General features: G+C 67.7%; 15 protein-coding genes and 2 riboswitches. Of the genes, 3 read left to right on the top strand and 12 right to left on the bottom strand.

Annotated elements, in window-relative coordinates; genetic code table 11:
• Positions 1 to 17: 17 nt before the first annotated feature.
• From AC5RWD_RS00160 to AC5RWD_RS00115, 10 genes are all read right to left on the bottom strand, one after another.
• Entirely contained in the window at positions 18 to 3062 is a 3045-nt protein-coding gene (locus AC5RWD_RS00160; protein WP_494018101.1) for an alpha-mannosidase, read from the bottom strand.
• 171 nt (positions 3063 to 3233) lie between these two features.
• A complete protein-coding gene (gene fdhD, locus AC5RWD_RS00155) occupies positions 3234 to 4106 on the bottom strand; it encodes a formate dehydrogenase accessory sulfurtransferase FdhD (protein WP_494018100.1) in 873 nt (290 codons plus the stop codon).
• 46 nt (positions 4107 to 4152) lie between these two features.
• Entirely contained in the window at positions 4153 to 5700 is a 1548-nt protein-coding gene (locus AC5RWD_RS00150; RefSeq protein WP_494018099.1) for a molybdopterin molybdotransferase MoeA, read from the bottom strand.
• Positions 5697 to 6044 (bottom strand): DUF6457 domain-containing protein, encoded by a 348-nt coding sequence (locus AC5RWD_RS00145; protein ID WP_494018098.1) that lies wholly within the window; start codon positions 6042 to 6044, stop codon positions 5697 to 5699. The genes AC5RWD_RS00150 and AC5RWD_RS00145 overlap by 4 nt, the downstream gene beginning before the upstream one ends.
• Before the next feature lie 36 nt (positions 6045 to 6080).
• The gene (mobA, locus tag AC5RWD_RS00140; RefSeq protein WP_494018097.1) at positions 6081 to 6674 is read right to left on the bottom strand and encodes a molybdenum cofactor guanylyltransferase; all 594 of its coding nucleotides are present in this window, start codon (positions 6672 to 6674) and stop codon (positions 6081 to 6083) included.
• Between the two features lie 35 nt (positions 6675 to 6709).
• A complete protein-coding gene (locus tag AC5RWD_RS00135) occupies positions 6710 to 7210 on the bottom strand; it encodes an HNH endonuclease (protein ID WP_377962333.1) in 501 nt (166 codons plus the stop codon).
• Between the two features lie 221 nt (positions 7211 to 7431).
• Positions 7432 to 8220, bottom strand: a complete 789-nt coding sequence (locus tag AC5RWD_RS00130) for an NlpC/P60 family protein (RefSeq protein WP_494018096.1) — start codon at positions 8218 to 8220, stop codon at positions 7432 to 7434.
• Between the two features lie 100 nt (positions 8221 to 8320).
• Positions 8321 to 9031 (bottom strand): C40 family peptidase, encoded by a 711-nt coding sequence (locus AC5RWD_RS00125; RefSeq protein WP_494018095.1) that lies wholly within the window; start codon positions 9029 to 9031, stop codon positions 8321 to 8323.
• A gap of 52 nt (positions 9032 to 9083) precedes the next feature.
• A riboswitch (cyclic di-AMP (ydaO/yuaA leader) is annotated at positions 9084 to 9253 on the bottom strand.
• Positions 9254 to 9390: 137 nt separating this feature from the next.
• Positions 9391 to 10215: a M23 family metallopeptidase gene (locus AC5RWD_RS00120; RefSeq protein WP_494018315.1), complete on the bottom strand. Its 825-nt coding sequence runs from the start codon at positions 10213 to 10215 to the stop codon at positions 9391 to 9393.
• Between the two features lie 11 nt (positions 10216 to 10226).
• A riboswitch (cyclic di-AMP (ydaO/yuaA leader) is annotated at positions 10227 to 10468 on the bottom strand.
• Positions 10469 to 10611: 143 nt separating this feature from the next.
• Positions 10612 to 11307 (bottom strand): iron-dependent transcriptional repressor DtxR, encoded by a 696-nt coding sequence (locus tag AC5RWD_RS00115; protein WP_494018094.1) that lies wholly within the window; start codon positions 11305 to 11307, stop codon positions 10612 to 10614.
• A gap of 348 nt (positions 11308 to 11655) precedes the next feature.
• On the opposite strand from AC5RWD_RS00115, the gene serC reads away from it, so the two are divergent.
• The gene (gene serC, locus AC5RWD_RS00110) at positions 11656 to 12786 is read left to right on the top strand and encodes a phosphoserine transaminase (protein WP_494018093.1); all 1131 of its coding nucleotides are present in this window, start codon (positions 11656 to 11658) and stop codon (positions 12784 to 12786) included.
• Between the two features lie 150 nt (positions 12787 to 12936).
• Here serC and AC5RWD_RS00105 read toward each other — a convergent pair whose 3' ends face one another.
• Together AC5RWD_RS00105 and AC5RWD_RS00100 are read right to left on the bottom strand one after the other, a co-directional pair.
• Complete coding sequence (locus tag AC5RWD_RS00105; protein WP_494018092.1) at positions 12937 to 13482, bottom strand: DUF3027 domain-containing protein; 546 nt, start codon at positions 13480 to 13482, stop codon at positions 12937 to 12939.
• An 8-nt stretch (positions 13483 to 13490) separates the two neighbouring features.
• Complete coding sequence (locus tag AC5RWD_RS00100; RefSeq protein WP_003804678.1) at positions 13491 to 13874, bottom strand: cold-shock protein; 384 nt, start codon at positions 13872 to 13874, stop codon at positions 13491 to 13493.
• Positions 13875 to 14057: 183 nt separating this feature from the next.
• Between AC5RWD_RS00100 and AC5RWD_RS00095 the strand changes: the two genes are divergently transcribed.
• Together AC5RWD_RS00095 and AC5RWD_RS00090 are read left to right on the top strand one after the other, a co-directional pair.
• Positions 14058 to 14291 (top strand): hypothetical protein, encoded by a 234-nt coding sequence (locus AC5RWD_RS00095; RefSeq protein ID WP_494018091.1) that lies wholly within the window; start codon positions 14058 to 14060, stop codon positions 14289 to 14291.
• A 10-nt stretch (positions 14292 to 14301) separates the two neighbouring features.
• Positions 14302 to 16794, top strand: coding sequence for a helicase-associated domain-containing protein (locus AC5RWD_RS00090; protein WP_494018090.1), 2493 nt, complete (start codon positions 14302 to 14304; stop codon positions 16792 to 16794).
• The last annotated feature ends 3 nt before the right edge of the window (positions 16795 to 16797 follow it).

The following is a 16797-nucleotide window of genomic DNA, read 5'->3' as shown; positions in this document are numbered from 1 at the left end:
CTGCGCCGGCCGTTACCTCAGCGGGTGAGCCTCAGTGTCACCAACTGGAACGGCCGCAGGGTAAGCTCCGCGGAGTCCGCCCCTGCCGTCACGCCCGTCGCCTCAACCGGCCGCTCGAGCAGGTCCACGGAGTGGATTCCTGTGGCCGGGAAGTTGGCCGTGAGCCGTCCGGCCGAGCGCTGGCCGAGCGATTCGTACAGCCGGACGATGACGTCGCCGGAGCCGTCTTCGGCCAGCTTCACGGCTTCAACCACCAGGGCCGGGTTGTCCACGGTGACCAGTGCCTCGGCCGGGCGGGCGCCCCGCACCGTCCTCGGCGCGAGGTTGGCGCGGTAGCCCTCCTCCACGGCCTCGTCGATTCCCGCCGCCGGGCGGACCCAGACGTCAAGCACGTGTCTGCCTCGGTCTGCTTGGGGATCGGGGAACTTGGCCGCCCGCAGCAGCGAGAGCCGGACGGTGGTGGTGGTCCCGCCGTCGTCCCGGACGGAGCGGGCGACGTCGTGCCCGTAAGTGGAGGCGTTGGCGATCGCCACGCCGTAACCGGGTTCGGCGACGTGGATCCAGCGGTGTGCGCAGATCTCGAACTTCGCCGCCTCCCATGAGGTGTTCACATGGGTTGGCCGGAACACGTGGCCGAACTGTGTCTCCGCCGCCGAGCGGTCGGCCCTCAGGTCCAGCGGGAATCCCAGCTTGAGCAGCTTCTCCCGTTCCTGCCAGTCAACCTCAGTCGAGATTCCCAGGGACGGGCTGCCCGCTGCCAGCGTGATGCGCTGGGTGATGCGGGAGGAACCGGTAAGCCGTTCCACCACGACGACGGCGTCCCCGCCGTGCCGCTCCAGCCGCACCTCCGCGGCGTCGGCAAGGCTGGTGACGTTTCGCCGGTAGAACTCGTCAATGTCCCAGGCGTCCCATTCGTTGGGGGTGTCGCGGTGCAGTTCCAGGTGGTTGCCGAACTGGCCTGGGGCGATCGCCTCGCGGCCTGACCCGTGGTCCCGCAGGGACGTGAGGAGCCCGTTGTCATCGAGCACGGCACGGATGACGCCGTTGTCCAGGACAAAGCCGCCGTCCAGCGGCGTGGCCTCCACCTGGTCAGTGGCTGACGCTGCGTCCCGGGTTGAGTCAGGCACCCCCGCTGCGAGCGCCGGGACTCCCAGCCGGCCATGGGGGCTGGCATTGAGCAGGAATTCCTGTGTGCCGTCGCCAAGGAGGGCCGCGGCAGCTTCGCTGATCAGTGCTTCCAGCCCCCTGGCCACGGCCGCGTAGTTGCGTTCGGCGTCCTGGTGCACCCAGGCGATGGCGCTGCCGGGCAGGATGTCGTGGAACTGCTGCAGCAGGACCAGCTGCCACAGCCGCTTCAGCTCAGCCGCAGGGTAGGTGTACTCCCCGCCGGAGCGGACGGCGGCGGTGGCGCACCACAGCTCCGCTTCGCGGAGGAGGTGCTCAGACCGGCGGTTGCCCTGCTTGGTCCTGGCCTGGCTCGTGTAGGTGCCGCGGTGCAGCTCCAGGTACATCTCCCCCACCCAGACCGGCAGCGCCTTGTACTCGGCCTCGGCCTGCTCAAAGAAGCTGCGCGGCGAACCGATCCGGACCTTCGGCGAGCCTTCCAGGTCGGCCGCGCGGTGCGCGGCTGCGACCATCTCCCGCGTCGGTCCGCCGCCGCCGTCGCCGTAGCCGAAGGGAACGAGCGAGATGGTCCCGTGTCCGTGGTCGCGGTAGTTGCGCTCGGCGTGCGCCAGGTCCCGGCCGCTGAGTTCGGAGTTATACGAGTCCACCGGCGGGAAGTGCGTGAAGAGGCGGGTGCCGTCAATGCCTTCCCAGTTGAAGGTATGGTGCGGCATCCGGTTGATCTGGTTCCAGGAGATCTTCTGGGTCAGGAACCAGCGGCTGCCGGCGGCCTTGACGATCTGCGGCAGGGCCGCGGAGTAACCGAAGGAGTCCGGCAGCCAGGCTTCCCTGCACTCGACGTCGAATTCCCTGAGGAAGAAGCTCTTGCCTTCCACGAACTGCCGGGCCATGGCCTCCCCGCCTGGCATGTTGGTGTCGGATTCCACCCACATGCCGCCCACGGGAATGAACTGGCCCGACTTCACCTTTTCCCGGATGCGCCCGAAGAGCTCCGGGTAATATTCCTTGATCCAGGCGAGCTGCTGGGCCGAGGAGCAGGAGAACACGAAGTCCGGATCCTCATCCATGAGGGCAACCACGTTGGAAAAAGTCCGGGCGCATTTGCGCATGGTCTCCCGCACCGGCCACAGCCAGGCCGAGTCGATGTGCGCGTGCCCTGTGGCGAGCAGCCGGTGGGCGGAGGCGTAGGCAGGCCTGGCCAGCACCTCGGCCAGGGCAGCCCGCCCTTCCGGTGCCGTGCCCGCGACATCGTCGGGGTCCATGATGTCCATCATGCGTTCGAGGGCGCGGAGGATCTCGTGCCGGCGCGGCAGTTCCGTGGGCAGCTCGTGCATGAGGCCGCTGAGCGTCAGCACGTCCTGCTGGAGCTCCCAGACGGCGCGGTTCAGTTCGGCTATGGCGATGCTGCCAAGGCGGTACTGCGGTTCGGTTCCGGCGGTGGCCTTGTCCCCGTACGGCGTCGCGGCGAAACTCCAGCCCTGGGCGACGTCGGGGTTGGCTGCCGCCTCAACGTAAAAGTCCACAGCCAGTCCGCTGCCCAGGAGCTTCAGCGGGATGTGCTGGTTGCGGGGCGAGATAGCCTTGATGATGGTGCCGTCCGGGCGCCAGGCGATCCCCTCGCACTGGAAGCCGGGAATCTCCGTGGTGAATCCGAGGTCCACCACGATCTCCACTTCGGTATCCGGCGCCGTTCCCCAGGCATCCGGCACCTCCCCCTGGAGCCGCAGCCATTTGGTGCTCCACGGACGTCCCCAGGGGGCACCGTGTTCCTGCGGCGTAAACTCCTGGCGCAGCGCCTCCAGTACCGGAACGGGTTCATCCGGAACGTCCCAGCTGCTGAGCTCCAGCGGCACGCTCCGGCCATAGATGGCGGGGGAAATCCGTTCGCGGACGAAGCGGTCCAGGCGGACTTCCGTGATCCGGCGGTCGTCGTGCAATGTGTACCTCTTTAGTACGTGAAAGCAGAAGCGACTGTGCTGGCTTTCGTGCGGGCATGGGCGTCGCGGTCAGCTTGGGTCCGGGCAGTTCAGCTGCCGTGTGGGATCAACGCTTCTATTCGATGGATAAAATCTACTGCTTTGGCGTCCGGACGCCAAGGTGCCACGCCCCTACCGCGGCACCGGAGCAGGCGTGGAAATGCGGCCAGGACCTGCGTAGACATTCAGGCTGGTTCCCCGGCTGAACCCGGCAAGCGTCACACCAGTGGACTCGGCCAGCTCCACCGCCAGGCTGGAGGGTGCGCTGACCGCGGCGAGCACCGGGATGCCGGCGAGGGCGGCCTTCTGGACGAGCTCGAAGGATGCCCGCCCCGACACCTGGAGCACGGTGTTGGTGAGCGGCAGCCGGCGTTCACGCAGGGCCCAGCCAACTACCTTGTCCACCGCGTTGTGCCGGCCCACGTCCTCACGGAGGCACAGCAGCTCCGCACCGCCGTCGTCGTCTATCCTGAACAGTCCGGCAGCGTGCACTCCCCCGGTCACCTCGAAGACTGCCTGCGCCTCCCGCAGCCGGTCCGGCAGGGCGGCAAGCGTTTCGACCGGAACGGTAAGCCGGTCGGCGGCGGGGTTGAAGTGCGAGGACTTCGTTACCGATTCAATGGAGTCCGTGCCGCAGATCCCGCAAGAACTGGACGTGTAGACGTGCCGGCCGGTGTCCGGCAGGGGCACGTCGGGCCGCAGCTGGGCCTCGACCACGTTGAATGTCTGGACCCCGTTCTCGTCCTCGCCGGCGCAGAACCTGAGCGAGATCAGCTGGTCGGCGTCCCAAATGACGCCTTCCGAGACGAGGAAACCTGCCACGAGGTCGAAGTCGTCCCCTGGCGTTCGCATGGTGACTGAAAAGGACAGGTTGCCCAGCCGGATCTCCAGCGGTTCCTCGACGGCGAGCACGTCCTCGCGGTGCCTGACGGGGAATTCCAACGCCGCGGGCGAGCCGTCCAGGACGTAGCGGTGCACCTTGCGTCGTTGCGTTACGCGGCCCATGCGAGACTCCGCGCTGAGTGGCTGTTCATGCCTCCATCATCGCATCTCAGTCGAGCAGGGCACTCCAGTCCACGGGCCCGCTTTGGGCTGCCTGCTTGCCGGACGTGCGGGAGGAGGACTTCCGCGCCGCGCTCTTGGGCTTGGGTTCGGCGGTCTTGGGCTCGGGAATGTCCGGACCCCAGGGCAGGGCGAAAGCCGCCACCATCTCGCCGAGCTGCACGCCATGCGGCGGCACCACCAGGACGCCGTCGGCGGACGCCAGTCCACGCATCATGCCGGGCCCGGTGTGCTGCGCCGGCGATGCCATGCCGTAGAGGAGCCGGAAAGGCATCAGCCGGGTGCGGCCGGGGTCGGGTTCGAGCATGGTCCCGGAGGGAACTTCCCCGACGGGCGGCAGCTGGCCGTGTCCGAGGGCGGCCAGAAGCGGCGCGCCCACGGTGGACAGAGCCATCATGGCGGCCAGGGGGTTGCCCGGCAGCCCCAGCACGAAGCGCCCGTCCGGCAGTTCGGCGAGCACGGCCGGGTGCCCCGGCCGCATGGCCACGCCGTCAATGATGAGCCGCCCGCCCAGTTCAGCGATGGCACGCCTGAAGTGGTCGGTGCCGGAACGGCCGGTCCCGCCGGTGGTGATGACGACGTCGGCCGGCAAGTTCTGTGCCTCGGCTATGCCTGTGTCCTCGAGCCCCTGCAGCCATTCCGCGTAACCGTCGCCGATGCGGACCTGTTCCCGGCACAGGCCCCCGAGCATCTCCACCACCGTGGCCAGCTGTGGCCCGAACGTGTCACGCACCCGCCCGGGCTCGGGTACTCCCTGTTCCACCACTTCGGAGCCTGTCAGCAGCAGTTTCACCACGGGTTTACCCAGGACCTCCACCTCGTCGTACCCGGCGAGGGCGGCGAGGGCCACATGGGCGGGGTTAAGCACGACGCCGGCCTTGACCAGCACGTCCCGGGCAGCGGCCTCCTCTGCAGCCTTGCGGATGTGCTGGCCGTTCCTCGGTTCGCCGGGCCGGGCGCCGCCGCCAAGCGTCAGGACAGGCAGCCCGTCGTCGTCCGTGGAGATCACGCCGCTCTCGGTGCGGAGCACCGCCTTGGCGCCTGGCGGAATCAGTCCGCCGGTCACGATCACACTCGCCTGATGCGGTGCCAGACGCTGTCCCGGTTCGGCCAGGATCCACGGACCTGTTCCGTTAACGGCCCAGCCGTCCATGGCGGACGACGCATAGTGCGGCATGTCCTGGCGGGCAGTGATGTCCGCCGCCAGCGTCCGGCCCACGGCGTCGCGCAAGGGAACGGGTGCCGCCGGTATCGGGGCGGCACAGTCGAAGGCGGCCTGCCGGGCCTCCTCCCAGGTGTGCGCCAGGTGCTTGGCGTGCGCGTCCGGCTCCCGCGGCTCCCCGTGACCGTCCGCCTCCCCCGCCGCGGCGGGTTGAACATCGGGCGCGGGTTCGCCGTCGGTCGAGGGTGGAACATCGGGCGCGGGGTCGGCGGCGGAACCGGGTCCGCTGACGGCGGAAGCAGTTCCGTCCCCGGCGGGGTCTGCCTCCGTGGAGGAGTGGGGGTCGTCGGAGCGGTGCTCGGGCGAGGCTGTCATTCCCCCGGGGTCCCGCTGGGCGCCGAAGTTCCGGCGGAGCCTGCGGCCGGGGAACCTGCCACAGCCTGCGCCTCATCGGCAGCGTAGGCCTTGGCCACCGCACGGGCCACGTCCATGGCGCTTTGCATGGCGTGGGCGGCAGGCGCCTGGCCCGAAGCGCATTGCAAGCCGACGGCGAGCCCCGCTATGAAGGTGGTGAGGGGTGCAGCCGGACGCACCACGGAGTGCGCAGCTACTCCCGCGACGGACAACACCTCGTTGATGTCGACCTCCACATCTTCGAGCTCAAAGGCCCGCAGCAGCAGACGGCACCATTCCTCAAGCGTCTCGTCCTGGCTTTTCATGCCTGCCTCCAAATTCACGGCGGTCCGGAATGCGGGTCATTGCTCCCGGACAGCTACTCCCAACGCGGCCGCATCGTCCCACGTGTCCACGTCATCCGTGGAGCCTGCGGGGACAACCACAGCCTGCACGTCAAGACTAGCAAGGAGGGCGAAGACTGACCCGTGAACCAGGGCGTCGCGTGCGGCGGCGTCCTCCACCGCACGTTCTAGCGCGGCTGTGCTATAAAAACCTGCCAGCGGCTGCCGCCGCCCGTCGTCCGACGCCGCCATGACGCCGTCCGCACCAGCCCCGGGGAGGGCGTCCACAAGTGCGCGGACGGCAACACCCACGCGCGGCATGTCGCAGGCGAGGACCAGGACCATGTCCGCGGGGCTTTCAGCCCGGAGCGCGGCAAGGCCGGCGGCGATGGCCGCGGCCGGACCTGCAAACGGCGGATCCTCACGCGTGGTGAGCACACCACCGGGGAGGCCCGCCGTGTCAGGTCCCACCACAACAGTGTGCCGGGCACCCGCGGCCGACGCGAGGGAGCGCTCAAGGAGGGTGGCGCCGTCGAACACCAGGCCAGACTTGGGTGAGCCGCCCAGCCGCGAGGAGCGGCCGCCGGCCAGGATTATTGCGTCAAAGTCCACACACCCAGCGTAATGCCGGGAGGCTCAGACCAGTGTCAGGCTGCCCTTTCCGGAAGCAGGAACGGATCCCACGCCGGTGTGGGCTTCTCCAGTTCCTTGATCTGCCACATGGTGCCCACGGGCGGAGCCGGATCGAACCGGAGCTTCCAGCCCATTTCGGCGGGCGTGTGGTCACCCTTGACGTTGTTGCAGCGGAGGCAGGCTGCCACGAGGTTCTCCCAAGAGTCGGCACCGCCCCGGGATTTCGGCTGGACATGGTCTATGGTGTGGGCTGCCTTGCCGCAGTAGGCGCACCGGTGCCCGTCGCGGCGAAGCACACCGCGTCTGCTCACCGCGGTGATCATGTTGTACCGGGGGCGGATGTAGCGGTTTAGGAGAATCACGGACGGACGGCCCATGATGTCCTGCGGCCCGACGACAGGATCGTCGCCTTCGGCCACCACGCTTGCCTTTCCGGTGAGCACAAGGACCAGCGCCCGGCGGAATGTCACTACCGCCAGCGGTTCATATCCAGCATTCAGAACGAGTGTGCGCATGCACATACCTCTTCACGGCCGCACCCGGCAGAGGCGCGAGGGCCGGCTGCCCTCTGCATGTCCGGGCTATGGATCGACACCATAAGAGTAAACACTCACTAGGCAGATGAGCGAATCGAACACAAGCATCGTCATGGCGTGTCACCAAAAATTCATCCGGGCGCAAGGCAAAAAAGGACCCCCGCCAGTTGGCGGGGGTCCTTTTGTAAGGCTTGGGTGTCTTAGCCGCCGACGCGGATGAAGACCGGGCCGGAGCCGACGTTCACGCTGAACAGTGCGGTGGTTCCGCCGTTCCAGCCGCCGTGGACGGCCTGGCCGTTGCCGACGTACACAGCGATGTGGGCCAGGCCCATGCCGCCGTTCTGGTAGTAGGCGAGGTCGCCCGGCCGAGCCTCAGCAGCGCTGACGGTGCGTCCGAGGGACAGGTAGCCTGCCGGCCAGCCGTGGTAGTGGATGCCCACGGCGGCGAGTGCGTTGGTGGCCAGGGCGGTGCAGTCCTGGGAGACGCCCAGCTGCGCGTAGGCAGCAGCAGCGATCGCAGCGCCCTTGCCGCTAGCGGCAGTGGTCTTCGGCGCTGCCGGGGCAGCGGTCTCGACGGCGGCGGTGGCCTGGACTGCCGGTGCGGCGTCGGCAACCGGAGCAGCCTCAACGGCGGGGGCGGCTTCCTGGACCTTGACAACAGGCTTGGGGGCCTCGACGACGGGAGCCGGCGTGGTGGAAACAGCAGGCTTCTCGTAGGAGATGGCGATGCTGGACGCGGCCGAGATGGTGGACGGTGCAGCGGACTGGACTTCCAGCGTGGAAGCTGCAGCGGACTCACGCTGAACGTTGGTCTCAGCGGCGTTGGCGGCGATGCCGCTGGTCAGGACAAGACCGGAAGCAGCAGCGATAACTGCGGCCTGGCGGCCCATGCCACCTGCGTTGTCGCCGACGGCTTTGGCAATGACGGCCAGCGAGTTGGTCTTGGTGACCTCGGCGCGGTGCCGTGCAATGGTCGCACGTGTAGTCATGAGTTTCTCTCTTTCGTGTTCCACGGACCGCGGTAGCAGGCCATGGGTTATCGACGCGCCGGCATCTTGGGGGTAAGCCGGCCCGCCTCGAATCGGATTCTTAGCGAAGGGTGTAGAAAGCGGACGTGCCCGTTGCGGACACCGCGTGCAGGAGCGTGCCCTGCGAGGGGTTCAGCGCGCTGATCATCATGCCGTTGCCGACGTAGATGCCCACATGGGCGCCGCCGTTCTGCATGACCAGGTCGCCGGGAGCAGGCGTGGAGGTGGGCTTCATGGCGTTCCACGCGTTGACGCGGGGAATGCTGATGCCTGCCTGAGCGTAAACCCACTGGGTAAAGCCGGAGCAGTCCCAGCCGCTGGGGGTGGTGCCGCCCCAGACGTAGGGGCTGCCGATGCCGGTGTACGCGATTGCAGCCAGCCCGGAAGCTGCGGCCGAGGCCGCACCGTCGGTGGACTTGGCGGTGACGGCCGAGGCCGCACCTGCGCTCTCGTTGCCGGCCTGGCCTGCATCGGCCGTCTGGCTCTCATCGTTCGACTGGGGAGCGATGATTTCGGCGACCGGGGCTGCCACCGTGGTGACGGCCGGACGCTCGAAGGAGACAGTGGCGGTGGGCGCGGCGGTCACAGCAAGCTGCGCAGCCTGGGATCCGGTCTCCGAGGAGGCGGAAACACCAATGTTGGCGTCGGCTGCGTTGGCAGGCATGCCAACGCTCAGGATGAGTCCTGAAGCAGCCGCGATGACAGCTGCCTGGCGACCTACTGTGCCGGCATTGGCGCTAACCGCCTTGGACACGGAGTCCAATGGGTTCATACGAACCGTTTGCGCGCGGTGGCGCGCGGCATTGTGGCGTGAAGACACGAAGGTAGCCTCTCCCAATGCCTGCGAGGTGAGCTGTCGGATTCGGATGGGAGTCACCCGGCCGCTCCGCTTCCTGGGAAGCTTTGCGACTTAACCCCAAGGCCTTCTTGCGAAGACCAAAATTGGTTCCCCCGCCCCTGCCAGACGATGTAATGCGAACGGACCTTGAGCGGTGGCAGAGCTAGGCAATCCACTCAAGAGCGTCAACTTCGGAAAAGTTGACGCGGTTTAGACGGTACAGCAGTTCGGAGCGAATGTCACATTCAGGTCACGGCGTGTCACAGGAATGAGAGTGCTCACTCGGCTTGGCCCTAAAGCCAGCCGGTGGGATCAACGACGTCGCCGTTGACCATCACCTCGAAGTGGAGGTGGCAGCCGGTGGAGGCGCCCGTGGTCCCGCTGAGGGCGATCATTTCGCCCCGGGTGACCTTCTGGCCAACCTCGACGCTGGAGGACGACAGGTGGTTGTACGTGGTCTCCAGGCCGTTGCCGTGATTGATCACCACGCGGTTGCCTCCCCCGTACGGGTGCCACCCGGAGAACGTCACCGTGCCGCTGGCTGCGGCCAGCACCTCGGTGCCGCACTGGGCGGCAAAGTCCTGCCCGCGGTGGAACTCGCCGGCGCCGCCGGTGATCGGGCTAACCCGGTAACCGAAGGGCGAGGACTTGACCATCGTGGTCAGCGGCGCCCCCAGGGTGCCCACCGAGGCCGAACGGCTGATGGTGCCGGCCGACTGGGCACTCAGGAGTTGCTTGAGCTTCCCGTCGGGGTCACCGGTGGTGGACACGGATGTGCGGCTGAAGTCGATTTTCGCCGCCGCTTCAGCCGAGACCTTGGGCTGGGCCGGTGAGGCAGCGGACGCGGACGCCGCGCCCTGTTGCTCTCCGGCTGCCAGGACAGGGCTGGTGGCGGGGACAGTAACAGTCAGCAGCAGGCCGGTGGCCGCAAGGGCTACGCCGGCTTTCTGTCCAACGCCACTGGCCGAGGCAAAATCCGCAACCTGCCGGAACGGACCCCGGCGGCGGCGGCGCGCTTCGCGCTGGGCGTCCCGGGGGCGGTCCGCGGCAATGGCCTCCGCGAGGCGCGGCTCCGGAGCGGGACCGGACGCGCGGCGGCGGCCCCGGGCATTCTGCATGGACAAGTACTGCTTCCTCTCTGGATAGCCTGCGAAGTTAGCTGTCGGATTCGGGTCAGAGAGTTCGGACCCGGTCCGCCGTAACAAGCCATTCCGGCACAGGGGTATCCCCGGAGGGTTCCTTCTGCGGAAGAGACTCGCTGCTGCGGACTTCACCCCAAGGCTGTAGAAACAGCCGGTTGTGGTTCCCCCGCCCCTGCCAGTGGGTGACTCGTGCTGCTGATCTGCTGGCAGGGTTCGGCTCCAGATCAGGTAACGCTTTGGTATCGGCGTTGCCGTTTAACTATAGGCGATTAACGGGCGCAGTAATAATTCCGTTATATACACTGTGCAGAAGTGGTGGGTCGTCCTGCCTGCAGATGTCAGACAGGCTGCGGTGTTTCGCCTGGTGGGCGACTAGCCGACGCGTACGAACACGTGCGCAGCAACTTCCGGCGGCAGCTCAAGGGCACCTTCGAAGCCGGGCACGCGGACCGAGATGTACTCCCCCACACGCTCCAGCGAGACGGCGGCGCCGGGCCGGATCCCGCCTTCATCCAGCTGGAGCAGCAGCTCCGGCTCCACCTGGATGGGTTCTGCCAGGCGGCTGACGGTGACCTTGGATCCCAGGCCGTAACCGGTCATAGCATCGAGCAGGTTCACCACTCCGTCCGAGAAGGGGCGGGCAGGCTGGCCGCCCAGTGCTGCCAGGCCGGGGATCGGGTTGCCGTATGGCGACTCGGTGGGGTGGTCGAGCAATTCGTAAATCCTGCGCTCTACCCGTTCGCTCATGACATGCTCCCACCGGCAGGCCTCGTCATGAACGTAGGCCCAGTCGAGGCCGATGACGTCGGCGAGGAGGCGTTCGGCGAGCCGGTGCTTGCGCATCACCTCGGTGGCGCGTTTCCGGCCCACTTCGGTCAGTTCAAGGTGGCGGTCACCGGAGACGACAACGAGGCCATCGCGTTCCATTCGGCCGATGGTCTGCGAAACGGTGGGGCCCGAGTGGCGGAGGCGTTCGGCGATGCGTGCCCGAAGCGCCACGATGTTCTCTTCCTCCAGCTCCAGAATGGTGCGAAGGTACATTTCCGTGGTGTCGATCAGATCCGTCATTCAGCTCAGCTCCTCGAGCACAGTTTTGTGTCCGTCCCACCGTACCGCGGGCCCGCCGCACCGGGTTCCGGCAGGCTGCAGCGGCGGTCACATGTCCGACGGCGGCGCAGCACCGGCTATGTGCCCGTACGTCCAGTGCCAGCTTAGCCTATTTTGAATTAGTCCGGATAATCTGCGGCACGGGGACGGCGGGCACTGTCTCAATGACTGGACTATGACGGGTGCGTGTTCCTGCACTATCCGCGCTTCGGGCAGAATAAGGAGGGTCTTCGTGGCGGTCAAGGTTGCCTGCCGGCCATCGCCCCGACCCAGCCGAACCGCACTTCCATGCCGAAAATTGGAGCCACTGTGAGCGACACCAGCATCACTATTCCCGCAAACCTCCTGCCCAAGGACGGACGGTTCGGCGCCGGTCCCTCCAAGGTCAGGCCGGAGCAGATCGAGGCACTCTCCGCCGTGGCCACGACACTCCTTGGCACGTCCCACCGCCAGGCCCCGGTGAAGAACCTCGTGGGCTCCGTGCGCGAAGGCCTCAGCACCTTCTTCCGTGCCCCCGAAGGCTACGAAGTGGTCCTGGGCGTCGGCGGCTCCACCGCGTTCTGGGACGTCGCCAGCTTCGGCTTGGTGGAACAGAAGGCACAGCACCTGTCCTTCGGTGAATTCGGGTCCAAGTTCGCCGCGGCCACCAACAAGGCGCCGTTCCTCGCGGAGTCCTCCATCATCAAGTCCGAGCCCGGCACCTGCCCTGCCGCCAAGGCCGAGGCGGGCGTTGACGTTTACGCCTGGCCGCAGAACGAAACCTCAACCGGCGTTGCCGCGCCCGTCCAGCGGGTGAATGGCGCCGACGAGGGCGCACTGATGCTGGTGGACGCAACCTCTGCTGCCGGCGGTCTTGACGTCGACGTTGCCCAGACGGATGTCTACTACTTCGCACCGCAGAAGAACTTCGCCTCCGACGGCGGGCTGTGGCTGGGCCTCTTCTCCCCGGCAGCGCTGGAGCGGGCCGAGCGCGTCAAGGCCAGCGGACGCTGGATCCCCGACTTCCTGGACCTGAAGACCGCCATCGACAACTCCAAGCTGAACCAGACGTACAACACCCCGTCGCTGTCCACGCTCGTCACGCTGGACGCCCAGGTGCAGTGGCTGAACGCCAACGGCGGTCTGGACTTCGCCGCCGGACGCACGGCGGACTCGGCCAGCCGCATCTACAAGTGGGCGGAAGCATCCGAATTCGCCACGCCGTTCGTTGCCAATGCCGCCGAGCGCTCCAACGTCATCGCCACCATCGACTTCGATGACTCGATCGATGCCGCCGCCATTGCCAAGGTGCTCCGCGCCAACGGCATCGTGGACACCGAGCCCTACCGGAAGCTGGGACGCAACCAGCTGCGCATCGCCACCTTCGTGGCCATCGAGCCGTCCGATGTCTCAGCCCTGCTCGAGTGCATCGACTACGTGGTGGGCGAACTGAAGAAGTAATCGCCCGGTGAGGAGTTTTGTCCAGATAATCGGGGTTTGAAGCCCGTTTAGCCCCATTATCTGGACAAGAACTCTTCGGTTAAAGCACGACGGCGCCGTCCGGACTTTCGTCCCGACGGCGCCGTTTGCGTTGTGATCAGTTTGCCGTTGTCAGTCCTGCTCCGGGCTCCCTGACTCTGCATCGGCGTCGGACTCTATTTCATCGTCGGACGCCGATTCAACGTCCGCGGCAGTCTCGCCGAGAGCTCCGTCCGCAGCCACGCCTTCAGCCGGAGCTTCCTCCCGGGCGGCATCCGCGTCCTGCTCCTGGGCGTCCTCGGGACGCACGCGCTCGGCCCACGGCACCCACTCCGGGGCGAGGATCGAGTCCTCAGACGGGAGCAAGCCAAGCTCGTTGACCGTGATCACCTTGGAGCGGGAGTTCCGGGTCAGCACGGCATACCACTGCCAGCCGAGGTACCCCGGCAGCCGTGATTCGAAAAGATGCGTCACCACGCGGTCGCCCTCGGTACGGGCAGCCAGGTGGTCTCCGATTTCGGATGCCTTCGCAATGCCTTCGATGGCGGTCCGGGCGGTGTCCACGGCAGCGGCCAGCACGGCGTCGGGTTTCCCCGTCCGCCACACCGGGACACCGGCGCGCCGCTTGGGTGCCTTGGGTTCCACCCTGGATTCGGCCTGTTCAGGTTCCGGGTTCATCGGGAGGCCTAAGCGTCCAGCTCGTCGGCAACCTTACGCAGGGCGGCGGCAATGGCCTTGCCCTTGTTGCCATCCGGGTACTTGCCGGACGACAGCGTGCCGGACAGGTTGTCCAGAACCGTCACCAGGTCCTGCACCAGCGGGGCAAGATCCCTCGCGCTGGGGCGCTTGGCCTTTGCGATGGACGGCGTCTTTTCGAGGACGCGCAGGCCCAGGGCCTGGGCGCCCTTGCGTCCGTCGGCGACGCCGAACTCAACCCGGGTGCCGGCCTTCAGTTCCGAAACTCCGGCGGGCAGCGCGGATTTGGGGAGGAACACTTCCTGCCCGTCCTCGCCCGCGAGGAATCCGAAACCCTTGTCCTTGTCGTACCACTTGACCTTGCCGGTAGGCACCTAATCAACCTTCTTCGTTCTGACGTTCTGGGACACGGCCGGCTGTCACCGCATCCGCACTGATGTGCGGGTTCAGGGTATGACTGCCTGGTCCATGTTGGTCTGTTCCTTCAAGGTTATCCTGACTGGCAGGCGAATCCCGCTTTGAGGCGCGGCCGCGGCGCTGCTGTTAGCGTTACGTCCATGACATCCGCGCGTATCCGGCGGCCCCTGATGGCCACCGCAGTGCTCCTTGCAGTCCTGTCCCTCGCAGCCGTCGGGGCGGTCATGGCGCTGGCCGCTGCCGGCCAGGCCGCGCCGCAGTGGATCACGTCGACGGCGCTTTACGGCCTTCCCGCGGCCTTCCTGCTGATGCTCGTGCTGGTGGTCGACGGCGTTGCCGCCCGCCGCCGGGCAGGAAGCCCCGGCGGGCGGTAACGTTGGACTGATGTCCCTCATTCGAGCGCTCAGCAAGGAACTGGAGGCACGCAGCGACGAGTCACTGCGGGCCCTGTTCGCTGCGCGGCCGGACCTGATCTCCCCCGGCGTTCCGGACTTTCCCGCACTGGCCGCCAGGGCCAGCGCGCGGGTGAGCGTGCAGCGGGCCCTGGAACGCCTGAACCGCCCGCAAATGCAGGTCCTGGAGACCCTGCATCTGTGCACCAACACGGACACCGGGCACAGCGCATCCGCCGCGGTGCTGAAGAAGACCATCGCAGGCTCCACGGTGACGGCCATCGAGCAGCTCCTGCAGTCGCTGCATGACCTAGCCCTCGTACAGCGGGCGGAGCCGCCGCACGGAGCGGGACCCGGCGCCCAGCGGCAGCGCTTCTACCTTCCGGTGAGCAGCCTGAAGGACGTCATCGGGATTTACCCGGCCGGGCTGGGGCGCAGCTACACCGAGCTCGTCAGGCTGCAGCCGGCCTTTGCCCAGCGCGTTGTCCAGCTTGTCGCGGAGCTGCACCGCAGCGGCGCCGCCGTGCAGGCTGCCACCACCCCGATGGAGGCAGCGCTGGCCCTGCAGCACTGGACTTCTTCCCCCGAGGGACTGCAGGCGCTACTCGCGGGCGCCCCGGAACGGACCACCGCACTGCTGGCACGGTTCAGCAACTGGGCCATGGGCGCCGTCCCCCAGGCCCAGCGGAAGGCTTCGGTCACAACTGAAGGTCACGACGTCGGGCCCGTCGACTGGCTGCTGGCCCGGGGCCTGCTGGTGCCGTTGGACGCCGCCCACGTGGAACTGCCGCACAGCGTGGGAATCTCCCTGCGGGGCGGGGCCATCATCGACAACTTCTCCCTGGCTCCCCCGGCGCCGACGCTCGGCTTCACCACCGCCGCCCTCCGCCGCAACGCCGCCCTCGGCGCCATCGCCGAAACCCTGCGCCTCACCGGCGAGCTCCTGCACGCCGTCAGCAGCCAGCCCCTGGCCACCCTGCGGAGCGGCGGCGTGGGCATCCGCGAAATGCGGAGGCTCGCCGAGACGCTCCGCGTGGACCACCACACCACCGCTGTGCTGCTGGAGCTCAGCGCCCTGGCTGGCCTGATCCGGCTGGACGTGGACAGCTCGTGCTGGGTGCAGCCGCCCCAGCTGGAATGGCTCGGGCTGCCGCGGCAGGAACAGTGGCTGTGGCTCGTCAACGCCTGGCTGGCCAGCGAGCGGGCCCCGTCACTTGTGGGCCAGCCCATCAACGGCCAGCCGGCCGCGCCTGCGAACAACCGGACCGCCCCGGCGGCCACCGTCAATGCCCTCTCCGCCGAGGCGCAGCGGTCCGATGCACCGGTCATCCGCAAGCGGATCCTGGAGATTCTGCGGGAGCTGACTCTCGAGGCGGAAATGCCGGATGGAACAGCTCCGGTGCTCAACGCGGAGGCAGTGCTGCAGCGTGCCGAGTGGTCCCAGCCCCGCATGGCGCGCCGGTTCAGTTCCCTGATCGGCGGCGTCCTCGCCGAGGCGGAGCTGCTGGGGCTGATCGGGTCCGGCGCCCTCAGCCAGCTGGGTGCCGCCATCGCCGCGGATGCGCCCGACGACGCCATGAACCTCCTCGGCGAACACCTGCCGGCGGCCCTCAACCACGTGCTCCTGCAGGCCGACCTGACCGCAGTCGCGCCGGGCTATCTGGCCCCGGACCTGGCAGAGCAGCTCCAGCGGATGGCCGACGCCGAAGGGCAGGGCCCGGCCACGACGTACCGGTTCTCCGTGGAGTCCATCCGGCGGGCTCTGGACTCGGGCCTGGACGCCGCAGCCATCCTCGATTTCCTCCGCCGGCACTCGGCCACCGCTGTGCCGCAGCCGCTGCAGTACCTTGTGGAGGACACGGCCGCCAGGCACGGCAAGCTGCGGGTCGGGGCGGCCGCCAGCTTCATCCAGAGTGACGACGAAGCCGCACTCACCGAGCTCTGCAGGGAAGCTGCGGCCTCGTCCCTGGGCTTGGTCCGGATCGCCCCAACCGTCCTGGTCTCCATGGCTTCCCCCCGCCAGACGGCCCTCGTGCTGCGCGGGCTGGGAATGTCACCCACCGTCGAAGATGCCGGGTCCGCCGTCGTCCGCCTCAACCGCACCGCGCCCCTTGCCGGCACCGCGCGGCCCGTCTACAGCGCACCGCGCTCGGCCCTTCCCGACGCCGACGTCACCGCCCAGCTCGCCGTTCTCCGCAGCCATGCTGGCGCCGGTTCCGGCCCCAACGGCTCCCGCCCGGCTGCCGCCGGCGGCGAGGAGGCAACCCAGCTGGGACTGGAGACCCTGCACAAGGCCATTCGGCTCAGGCAAAAGGTCGTGATGAACGTGGTGGACAGCCTGGGGAATGCGAAACTGGAGACGGTTGTTCCTGTATCCGTGGCGGGCGGGCGCGTGCGTGTCTTCGACCCCGCGAAGGATACGGAGCGGGTGCTTTCCATCCACCGGATCATCGACATCGAGGCAGCAGAGGAAATGCAGCAGTGAAGG

It is taken from the genome of Arthrobacter sp. CMU6, assembly GCF_059090205.1.
The sequence above is the reverse complement of the archived record's forward strand: the minus strand, read 5'-3'. Positions and strand labels throughout refer to the sequence as shown.